The 10,465-nt window shown below is 37.0% G+C and carries 10 protein-coding genes; 3 read left to right on the top strand and 7 right to left on the bottom strand.

Annotation, left to right across the window (positions count from 1 at the left end; translation table 11 throughout):
* The 3 genes from AT685_RS06075 to coaBC form a co-directional block, all read right to left on the bottom strand.
* The coding region (locus AT685_RS06075) for a replicative DNA helicase (RefSeq protein ID WP_143713150.1) at positions 1-1,027 on the bottom strand (1,027 nt) is incomplete at its 3' end.
* 21 nt (positions 1,028-1,048) lie between these two features.
* A complete protein-coding gene (locus AT685_RS06070) occupies positions 1,049-1,792 on the bottom strand; it encodes a uracil-DNA glycosylase (RefSeq protein ID WP_072149724.1) in 744 nt (247 codons plus the stop codon).
* Positions 1,789-3,021, bottom strand: coding sequence for a bifunctional phosphopantothenoylcysteine decarboxylase/phosphopantothenate--cysteine ligase CoaBC (coaBC, locus tag AT685_RS06065; RefSeq protein WP_072151952.1), 1,233 nt, complete (start codon positions 3,019-3,021; stop codon positions 1,789-1,791). Before coaBC ends, AT685_RS06070 begins: the two co-directional genes overlap by 4 nt.
* Before the next feature lie 105 nt (positions 3,022-3,126).
* Here coaBC and rgy point away from each other — a divergent pair, with 105 nt between their 5' ends.
* Entirely contained in the window at positions 3,127-6,396 is a 3,270-nt protein-coding gene (rgy, locus tag AT685_RS06060) for a reverse gyrase (protein ID WP_072151951.1), read from the top strand.
* A 123-nt stretch (positions 6,397-6,519) separates the two neighbouring features.
* Here rgy and AT685_RS06055 read toward each other — a convergent pair whose 3' ends face one another.
* From AT685_RS06055 to folB, 4 genes are read right to left on the bottom strand one after another with little or no spacing between them, the layout of a single operon-like run.
* Positions 6,520-7,575 carry a glycosyltransferase family 9 protein gene (locus tag AT685_RS06055; protein WP_072151950.1) on the bottom strand — a complete coding sequence of 352 codons (1,056 nt, stop codon included), beginning with the start codon at positions 7,573-7,575 and terminating at the stop codon, positions 6,520-6,522.
* Positions 7,576-7,578: 3 nt separating this feature from the next.
* Entirely contained in the window at positions 7,579-7,737 is a 159-nt protein-coding gene (locus AT685_RS08445; protein ID WP_159420492.1) for a hypothetical protein, read from the bottom strand.
* 9 nt (positions 7,738-7,746) lie between these two features.
* On the bottom strand, positions 7,747-8,910 hold the full coding sequence (folK, locus tag AT685_RS06050; protein ID WP_072149728.1) for a 2-amino-4-hydroxy-6-hydroxymethyldihydropteridine diphosphokinase: 1,164 nt from the start codon (positions 8,908-8,910) through the stop codon (positions 7,747-7,749).
* Between the two features lie 13 nt (positions 8,911-8,923).
* The gene (gene folB, locus AT685_RS06045; RefSeq protein WP_072149729.1) at positions 8,924-9,295 is read right to left on the bottom strand and encodes a dihydroneopterin aldolase; all 372 of its coding nucleotides are present in this window, start codon (positions 9,293-9,295) and stop codon (positions 8,924-8,926) included.
* Positions 9,296-9,432: 137 nt separating this feature from the next.
* Between folB and AT685_RS06040 the strand changes: the two genes are divergently transcribed.
* Both AT685_RS06040 and AT685_RS06035 read left to right on the top strand, forming a co-directional pair.
* A complete protein-coding gene (locus tag AT685_RS06040; RefSeq protein ID WP_072213083.1) occupies positions 9,433-10,134 on the top strand; it encodes a hypothetical protein in 702 nt (233 codons plus the stop codon).
* Positions 10,135-10,152: 18 nt separating this feature from the next.
* On the top strand, positions 10,153-10,465 hold a 313-nt coding region (locus AT685_RS06035; protein ID WP_200741665.1), incomplete at its 3' end, for an undecaprenyl-diphosphate phosphatase.

Genomic DNA, 10,465 nt, shown 5'->3' with positions numbered 1-10,465 from the left:
TAAGCCCAATGTCATGCTCAGCTTTCAAGCGCCTTGCCTTTGCCCGGAGTTCAAGTGTGCTCAAAGCAGGTGTGTCATCAATGAATATAGGAGCGTCGCTTATCCTGCCAACAAGTCCAGATATCCTCTGCCATTCATCTGGCGACAATCTTCCCGTTCTTAAAGCGTGCATATCAACATTTGCTTCCATACAGAGCAATCTTAATGTTATCTGTTCAAGCGACATCTCAAGAGAGAATATACCAACGGGCACTTTACCCTCAACTGCTGCGTTTCTTGCGATTGAAAGCGCAAAAGCGGTTTTACCCATTCCGGGTCTACCTGCAATAATTATGAGATCGGATTTTTGAAAACCACCAGTCATAACATCAATCTCGGGAAATCCGCTTGGCACACCAGTTAAATGCACCTTTTCCCTATTTATCACCTCGTATTTCTCAAGGACCTCTTTTAAAGTTTTTTTGAATGGCGTGATTTCAGATTTAAATTTTTCAGCCGAGATTTCAAGCAACCTTCTTTCAGCAAAGTCAAGCAAATCAAAAGCATCAGCGTCCTCTTTAAAGGCAAGATTTGCGAGCACATTAGACATTTTTATTATCTCGCGAAGAATAAATTTATCGTGAATAACGCGCGCATATTCCTCAACATTTGCAGATGTTGCAACAGCATTTGAAATTTCAGTTAAATATGCAGTCCCTCCAACCTTTTCAAGCAAACCATTCTTTTTCAGTTCCTGGTTTAAAATATAAAGATCAACGGTTTTCCCCGCCGAAAAAAGTTCAACTATCACCTTATAAATGATCTGGTGTTCCTCTTTATAAAAGCACTCCGGTTTCAAAATCTCAACAACATTTGGGATACAGTCGGGATCAATTATCATTGCAGATAGAACTGCAACTTCAAGCTCTGGGGCTTGAGGTGGAACTTTCGGGATAATTTCTTTTGGTTCAGGAACTGATGTTAATTTATAATCCCTTGTTATCTTTTCAAGTGGAAATTCCTGCTTTAGACCTTTTTCAATTGCCATCGTTTGAAAATTTTTAATTTTTTATTTCCCATAAAGAATCTCCCGCGCTTTGCGTAAATCCTCAAGAAGTGGTCGCTTCCATTGCTGATTTCTTAAAGCTGCTGCTGGATGATATGTCGCAATCATTTTAATTCCACGCCATTCAAAAATTTGTCCACGAAGCGAAGTAAGCGATGCGTTAGTTCTCAAAAGTGTCTGAACCGGAAAACGCCCAAGCGAAACAATCAATTTTGGTTTAATTATCTCAAGTTGCTTTATTAAATACGGACTACATGCTTCTATCTCGGAGGTTTGTGGATCCCTATTCCCGGGTGGACGACATTTTAAAACATTGCAAATATAAACCTCATCTCTTCTGAATCCAACTCCTGCAAGAAGTTGATTTAAAAGTTGACCTGCCCTTCCCACAAACGGTTCACCCTGCAAATCTTCATCAGCCCCTGGAGCTTCACCTATAAAAACGACCTCAGAGTTGGGATTTCCAACACCAAAGACAAAATTTGTTCTCATTTTCCCAAGCGGGCACTTAACACAATTCTTTATCTTCCTTTCAAGTTCATCAAGTGTTTTTGAGTCCACCCATGTTGGATCAACCCCAAATTGTTCGTCTCCTATCGCTTTTTTAGCTGAAGCTTGCTCATGTTGAGTTTGCTTTTCTTTTTCTTCTTCACCCTTTGGTAAAACTATCTCATCCCCAAACAAACTTTCCTGCTGAATCAAATATCGTTTCGCCTCATCTAAAACCTTTTTTATTTCCCTTTTCATCCCTTTGCCTCACCTTTATTAAACATCTGCGAAACCTTATCAAGAATTTTATGAGCAACTTCATACTTTGTTATCTTCGGCAGACTCTCAACTTTCCCATCTTTTGAAATTATCGTCACTATGTTCGTATCATATCCAAAACCTGAACCTTCACCCAATGTATTAAGAACAATGAAATCAAGATTTTTTTGTTTTAATTTTTGAATTGCATTTTCAAACGCATTATCAGTCTCAAGCGCAAACCCAACAAGTATTTGATTCCTTTTGTTATCTCCAAGATATTTAAGAATATCTTTTGTCTTTTTCAACTTTAATTCAAGCATTCCTTCGGGTAAATCTTCTTTCTTAAGCTTCTTCTCAAACCTTTGAGCTGGAGCGTAATCTGCAACCGCAGCTGACATTATAACAACATCAACCTCATTATAAAATTTGACCACAGCATCAAACATTTCATCAGATGTCACAACATCAATTCTCTTTACATTTTTGGGAGTGTTAAGATATGTTGGACCTGAAATTAAAATTACATCCGCCCCCCGATGCACAGATGCCTTTGCAATTTCAAATCCCATCTTCCCAGATGACCAATTTCCTATAAATCTAACTGGATCAATTGGTTCATATGTCGGACCTGCTGTGACCAATATCTTTTTGCCCTTCAGATCAAATTTAACACCAGCGAAAAAGTCCTTCACAAACTCAACAATCTTTTCAGGTTCAGCCATTCTCCCAATCCCAACAAGCCCACTTGCAAGTTCCCCTTCTTCAGGTTCTATGATCAAATAGCCAAGCTCTTTTAAAATTTTCAAATTTCGTTGTGTGATCTCATTTAAATACATATCAACATCCATAGCGGGCGCAAGCACAACGGGACATCGCACGGCGAGAACAAGTGATGTTAAAAAATTATCGGCAATACCATGGGCAATTTTCGCAATCGTGTTAGCAGTTGCAGGAGCTATAAGCATAAGTTCAGCCCAGAGAGCAAGGTCAATGTGCCATGTGCGAACACTCGTCCCTTGATGTGTTGACGCCGAAAACATATCAACGATCACCTCGTTTCCTGAAAGAGTTGAAAATGTGAGCGGGGTTACAAACTGCGTTGCTGACGGCGTCATCACAACCCTAACATCAGCCCCAAGCTTTTTCAAGCCACGAACAACATAACAAGTTTTATATGCTGAAATTCCACCTGTTACACCAACAACTATTTTCCTGCCCTCCAGCATTGAACTTGAAACTTTAAAGTTTATTTAACAAATTAAATAAAAACCGAAAACCTGCATACCAAAATTTAAAAAATTTTTCCCAAAAACAAATCTCAAAAATGGAAAATGCAAGACCTTGATGTGATATACTTGAATTTTCACGATTCCGAAAGCGCAACGCTTGATGAGCTCTTAAGCGGTAAAATTAAACTCAATAAAATCGTTCACGAAGATATAGATAAAATTTTTGAACCATTTGGCTTCAAACCATGGGGTGCACAAAGATTATGGGCAAGGAGATTCTTAAAGGGCGAAAGTTTCGCAATGCTTGCACCAACGGGAAGCGGTAAAACAACGACGACCATTGCACTGGCTCTTCTAAAAAAATCACTTATACTCCTCCCTAACTCAACCCTTGCTTTTCAAGTTGCCCAAAAAATTCAAAACTTCGCAAGGAATAAAAAAATCGTTCAAATACACTCTCTCGCCCCAAAACCAGAGCCAGATGAGATAAGCAACGCAGATGTAATCATAACAACATCTGCTTCAATCGTCAGAAATAAAAAACTTTTTGAATCCTTAAGAACCAATGCTGTGTTCATTGATGATGTTGACGGATTCCTCCGTAGATCACAAGCAATAGATACGGTGCTAAAAATTTTAGGTATAACCGAAGAACAAATTGAACTTGCGAAAAAAATCGTCAGCAAAAAGGTTGAGGATGAAAATATAAGCGAAGTTCGTTCAAAGATAAAAATCAACAATGGACAAATCGTAATCTCTGGCGCCACACAAACAGCGAAAAGAACTCTACGAGTCAAAATTTTAAGGGAGATATTCGGATTTGACATTGGGCAAACTTATTCATTCACACGAAATATAATTGATGCCTACTATATCCCTGAAAAAGAAATGAAAGAAGAACTTATTGAGCTTATAAGAAAACTTGGGCGTGGTGCAATAGTTTATGTCAGAGGCAGCGAAAAAGCAGAGCAACTTGCTGACTTCCTCTCTGAAAATGGGATAAAGGCAAAAGCATATGTAAAAGCTTCAAAAAAGATATTTCAAGCATTTGAGAATGGTGAAATTGATGTCCTCATCGGAACCTCATCCCGACGCTCCTCCCTCGTGCGCGGTGTTGACCTCCCAACCGCTTTGAGATATACAATATTTTTTGAAATTCCAAGAATGGAAATAACCATTGATCGCGAGACATTCTCACCAAGGAAAATGATTATAGCCATAAGCCATATCACAAAACATCTTGAAGGAGAAGAAAGACAAAAAGCAATTGACATAATTGAAAATCTCTCAAAAATAATTGACCTCACACCGTCAAACCTTGAAAAGATAAAGTCAAAAGATTTCAACCCTGATTCGGATAAAGTTTCAGATTTTATGAAGTTTGCCTATAAGGTGATGATTGAATCACTTGAGTTTTTCAACCAAGTTTCATCAAGAAGTGAGATAATTGAAAAAACTGGAATTTCAGGAAATTCTATTGTAACTCCTGACTCATTTGCTTACATTCAGGCATCGGGACGAACAAGTAGATTAACAATTGGAGGCTTAACCAAAGGGCTTTCAATTCTGATGATTGATGATCGTAGGGCATTTGAGCTAATGAAAGAACAACTTGAACCGCTTGATGTTAAATTTGTGAACATCAAAGAGCTTGACATTGAAAAAGTTATTGAAGAGATAAATCTTACACGTGAGCTTAAGGTTGGGGTTGATATAGAATTTAACTCCCAGCTTCTCATTGTTGAATCGCCCACAAAATCAAGAACAATAAGTTATTTCTTCGGTAAGCCATTAAAAAGCAAGATTGATGGATTACAGGTCTTTGAGGTTATGGCACCGAATATGCTTCTTCTTGTGACCGCATCACGCGGACATATTACAGACCTTGCCATAAGGCAACCTGGATTTGGGGCGAAGATTATTGATTCAAAACTTGAGGTGAAATTTGAAATTACAAAACCAGATGTAGTCGCATCACTTCAAAAACTCGCGGAAAATGTTGACGAGGTTTTAATTGCAACCGACCCCGATGCCGAAGGTGAAAAAATTGCCTGGGATCTGAAATGCCTGCTTTACCCATTCAACCAAAATATAAAAAGATTAAGATGGCATGAGATCACAAAAAGAGCAATTATTGAAGGGCTTAAAAACCCAGAAGAATTTGATTTAAACCTTTTGAAAGCGCAGATCTTAAGAAAAGTTGAGGATGCATGGATAGGGCTTGAGCTTTCAAAAATAGTTCAGAAAAAATTTAATCGTGAGGATTTAAGCGCCGGAAGAGTTCAAACACCAGTCCTTGGCTGGGTATGTGAAAGAACAAAGGAAAGCAAAAAGAAAATTGCACAGATAAATGTCCAGCTTGAAAATAATCTGCGTTTGACATTTACAGCACAACCTGAGGAATCAGAAAAAATAAAATCAATTGAATCTGTCAAAATTTTTGATCTAAGCGAGGAAATAACCGAGCAAAATCCGTTGCCACCCTATACAACTGATTCGCTTCTCCAAGATGGAATTTATACCCTCAATCTTCCAGCAAGTGATGTCATGTCGCTTGCCCAGGAACTTTTTGAAAGCGGTTTAATCACATATCATAGGACGGATTCAATTAGGGTGAGTAATTTTGGAATTAACCTAGCTCGTCAATATCTTGAGCGAGAAAACCTTTCTTCCTATTTTAAAGCCAGAACCTGGGCAACCGAAGAGGGAGCACACGAATGCATAAGACCGACAAGACCCCTTAGCTCGTTTGAACTTGAAACAGATATTGACGCAAAACTTTTACTCCTGCAAACGAAGTTAAGCAAAAAACATATAAAACTTTATGACCTTATCTTTAAACGCTTCATCGCAAGCCAGATGTCATCAGCGAAGATTAGAATTTATAAGCTTAAAGCCCAACTTGGTGATATTATCCAAGAATTTCAACTTACTGGTGAAGTGGTTGAAAATGGATTTAACTTAATTTCACCGATAAAAACATCAGGTGTGATCAAGCCAGGTGAATATAAAATAACACAACTCCAAGTTCGTCTCATCAGCGAAAAACCACTTTACACCGAAGCAAACCTAATCCAATTGATGCGAGAAAAAAGAATCGGACGACCCAGCACCTATGCTCCAACCGTGCAAAAACTTAAAGATAGAGGCTATGTTCAAAGCTTTAATGGAAGATTAGCAGGAACACGACTTGGCTTCAATGTTTTCAATTTTTTAATCTCAAAGTATGAACCACTCATAAATGAGGAAAGAACAAGAATTGTCCTTGAAGCAGTGGATAAGATAGAAAATGGCGAAGAAAGTTTCATAGATAAAGTAATTGAATTTAGAAAGGAAGTTGATAATTTTGTCAAAAAAGTGAAAATTTACTGAGAATTTACAGTTCACGCTGATTTACTTTTTCTATTCAAAATTTCCACAGCAAGCTTATAAACCTCTTCAATCTTTATATCGTTTATATCTCCCGTTCTTGACCAAATGAAAAACTTATCTTTGTTAAGTGGGGACCATTGATATGGATTGGTTGAGCCAAAAAAGGGAAATTACGGGCGTGGATGTCGCTCCAGCAACATGCATTATACCTGTGTCGTTGGTGATGAAAAGATCTATTTTATCAATTACTGCAACTATTCTGCTAATTCTTTCATTCCTCAGGATGAGATATTCAATCTTACCATCAATTTGTTTTTTCATTCTCTCAACAGGTTCATCATCCATTGGTCCAGCGGTTATCAGCGTAAAAGCGTTGAACTTGTTGGCAAGTTTAAGAGCAAGTTCCGCAAAATTATCCGCGCTCCATCTGTTTTTCACTTTTCCAGCCCCCGGATGATATCCGATCACAAATCTAAAATTTCCACCTATGCTCAAAATTTCTTCCGCAAATTCCCTGTCTTCATCAAAATACGGAATAACATAACTTAAATCATCTGTGTCAATTCCAAAAGGTCGCACAATATCAAGATTTCTCTCCGTCTGGTGCTTTTTCTCCTCACTTCGCCAGTCAAGATCAACTTGATAATTGAAAAGAAATGCTGTCGGATTTTCCTTTCCGTCAAGCGACGCAGGTCCAATGCGAACTCTTGCATTTGAAAAATAAGCAAGCAAATTACTCGTCGTTGAAATTGAAACAGTCACAGGGACAATTGCAATGTCAAAACCAGATTTAAGCTTTCTTACAAATTCAAAAATCTTTGAAGGTGATATAAAAAATTTTACCTTATCAAAATTTAAAACTTCATCAACAAATGGGTTATCTTTAACCACCTCATAATTTACAGGGCTTGTAATAAGCGTAACTTTTGCATTCCGAAACCTCTGACGGATAGCCCTAAGAAGAGGAACTGCACAGAGCATATCCCCGAGCTGATTGTGCTGTCTCACAATTAAAATTTTTTTCACATCCCCGAAATTAATATCCACTCTTTCCGATTTGTCAATCCTTACCAAAAGTTGATCCTTAAAAAACTTCTTCAGAAGGTTGATAAAAAATAATTTTATTCCCTTGTTTCTGAAAGGATCAATCTTTTTGAAGGTTTCTCTAATTCCTTTCATCTTTCACTTTATCTCTTCGTAATCGGTATCTTTTACCTCATTTATCTTTCTTCTTTTCAACTCACGCTCAAGTTCGTCAACCTTGTTTTTGTAGTGAATGAAAACTTTGTAAAATTTGTAAGCGATGTAAACAAGCAAGAATAGAATTAATAACCTGAGCATACTTTCACCTTACTTTTTTCCAGGGTTATAATATTCAAAGAAAGATTTCCTTGGACTTAAAATTTTTTCCATCAGATCTTCAAAATCTTCCATGCTATTTACGAAATCAATATCCGTCACATTTATGACAAGAACTGGCGATTTTTTATATTGATTGAAGAAAAACTCATTATATGCTTCAGAAAGCTCACGAATATAATCTTCGGTTATATTTCTCTCAAACGGTCGCCCACGCTTTCGGATATTAAACATTAATCTTTCAACGCTTGCCTGAAGATAAATCACAAGGTCAGGCACAGGGATATTTTTCTCAAGCAGACTCACAAGCATCTCATAAAGTTTCAGTTCGTCTCCCCTTAAATTAATATGTGCGAAAATTTTATCCTTGTCAAAAATATAATCCGTTATCAAATACTCATGAAATAAATCCCTTTGCAGAAGTTCCATCTGTTGACGATATCGGCTTAAAAGGAAAAATATCTGAGTTTGAAATGCATATCTTTCCCTGTTTTGATAAAATTTTTCAAGGAATGGGTTTTCATAATACTGTTCAAGGATAATTTTTGCGTTAAGGCGCTCACCAAGCATTTTCGCAAGTGATGTTTTGCCTGCGCCTATAACTCCTTCAATTGCTATATACTTTATCTCTCTCACCTCTGGCTCTATTATGTTTTTCAAATCTATTTTTTGTGGAATGTGAATTATCCTTGTTGTGTCCTTACACTCAATTAAAAGTTCCGAAATGCTTTTCTTAAAAATTGGATGAAATGCCCCTGGGGCAATCTCACCAAGCGGTATCAAAACAAAACGACGATTATGCATATCTGGATGTGGAATCTGAAGTTCCTCTGCCGAGATCACAAGGTCGTCGTATAAAAGAATATCAATGTCAATTTCACGCTCCGCCCATCTTTCACGAGTTTGACGACCAAGTTTCGTTTCTATCGCCTTGCACTTTTTAAAAAGTTCAAACGGACTTAATTCAGTAAATATCTCAACAACGATATTTATAAACCATGGCTGATCCTTTCTACCGTATGGCTCGGTCTCATATAAAGATGAAACTCGCGTTATCCTTGTTTTTGGAAGTTTTGATAAGGCAACAAGAGCCCTTGTTATGTATTTGATCCTATCGCCAAGATTTGAACCTATACCAAGGTATGCAACCGACATTATATTTTCTCAATTAATCTTTTTTAACTTCAAGTTCAACCTCAACGCAATCAACCACCCCACCAACTGGCGGAGAAGGCTTGCGAACTTTGACGATCACCTTTTGAACTTTGTCAAATTTTTCAATCAAACCCTGCGCAATTTTTGATGCAAGAGACTCAATCAAATAAAATTTCCTCTCCGTTATCAAATTTTTCAAAAAATTATAAACTTGCTCATAATCAATTGTGCTGTTCAACGAATCAGTCACCGTAGCCTCCGAAATATCGCAGTGAAGTTCAACATCAACCTCAAATCTCCCTCCAGAATTTTGTTCAGATGAATGAACACCATGATAACCGTAAAAGATCGCATTTTTAATCCTTATTATTCCTATTGTGCTCATTGGTTAATTCAAGTTCGTTTTAACGCAGAAAATTTTTGTCAAAATATATTAAATAAAACTTGCATTTTCAAACCTGTTTGAAATTTGAAACACAATTTTTTATCTTTACAACATGAAAAATGAAAATCATCTGTTAAATGAAAGCGAAATTTCAGCAAAGCGCAATTTTACTGTTATTTATATTTCACTTTTTAAACTCGCAAGACTTGAACCTCAAAAATAAAAATTACATCTGCCTCTCCGCAGGGCTTGGCGCTAACTATATCAACCTTCCCGATATCTCTGACTATATCACATCAATTACTGGAAAGAATCAAAACGAATTCAGCGGAGCACCCGAATTTTGGCTGGCGTCTGAATTTAAAATCAATAAAGATATGTCAATAAAGATTGATTATTCCTATATTTCAAAACAATACAATGTTGAAGAAACATCAACGGGCATCCCTCTAAACTATAACTTCACATATAAAGCCCACATCCCGACATTTATCTTAAACTATCTTTTCTTTCAACCACAGGAAATTTACATTGTTAAACTTGGATTTGGGCTTGGGTTTGTGAAAGGATATTTTTCTCAATTTCTACCATTTTCAGGAAAAGAGATAATCTACAAAGCAAATGGAGGAATGTTAAAACTTGAAACGATATTTTCCTCACGACTTGATGGAAGGGTTTATGTTTATCTTTCTGCTGACGCAAAGGTTGGCTTAACAGAAGAAGCGAAAGATTCAAACGGAAACAAACTGATAATTCGCAAACCATTTGACGAAGATAGAAATTTGAGATTAAATTTTATAAGTGTTGCAATTCGCTTTGGATTTAGTTATTATTTTTAAAAAATTATGGAAGGAAAAATGAATTATCTTGAGAGTCTGATACTTGCGGTATTACAAGGATTGACGGAATTTCTACCTATAAGCAGTTCAGGTCATCTCGTCCTTGCTGAACATATCTTCGGCGTAAGGAAAACAGGAATTGATTTTGAAGTTTTCGTCCACTTCGGAACGATGTTAAGCGTGCTTGTCATCTTTTGGAAGGATATAGCAGGGATTTTAACATCTTTTTTCTCCAAAATTTTTCAGATAAACAAATTTAAGGTGAATTTTCAAAGTGATGAAAACTTCAAAACCACCATTTTAATACTTTGGGCTTCAATACCTGCTGGGG

Source organism: Candidatus Kryptobacter tengchongensis (genome assembly GCF_001458555.1).
Lineage (GTDB): Bacteria > Bacteroidota > Ignavibacteria > Kryptoniales > Kryptoniaceae > Kryptonium > Kryptonium tengchongense.
Note: the sequence above shows the minus strand (reverse complement) of the source record. Positions and strands in the feature narration are given on the sequence as shown.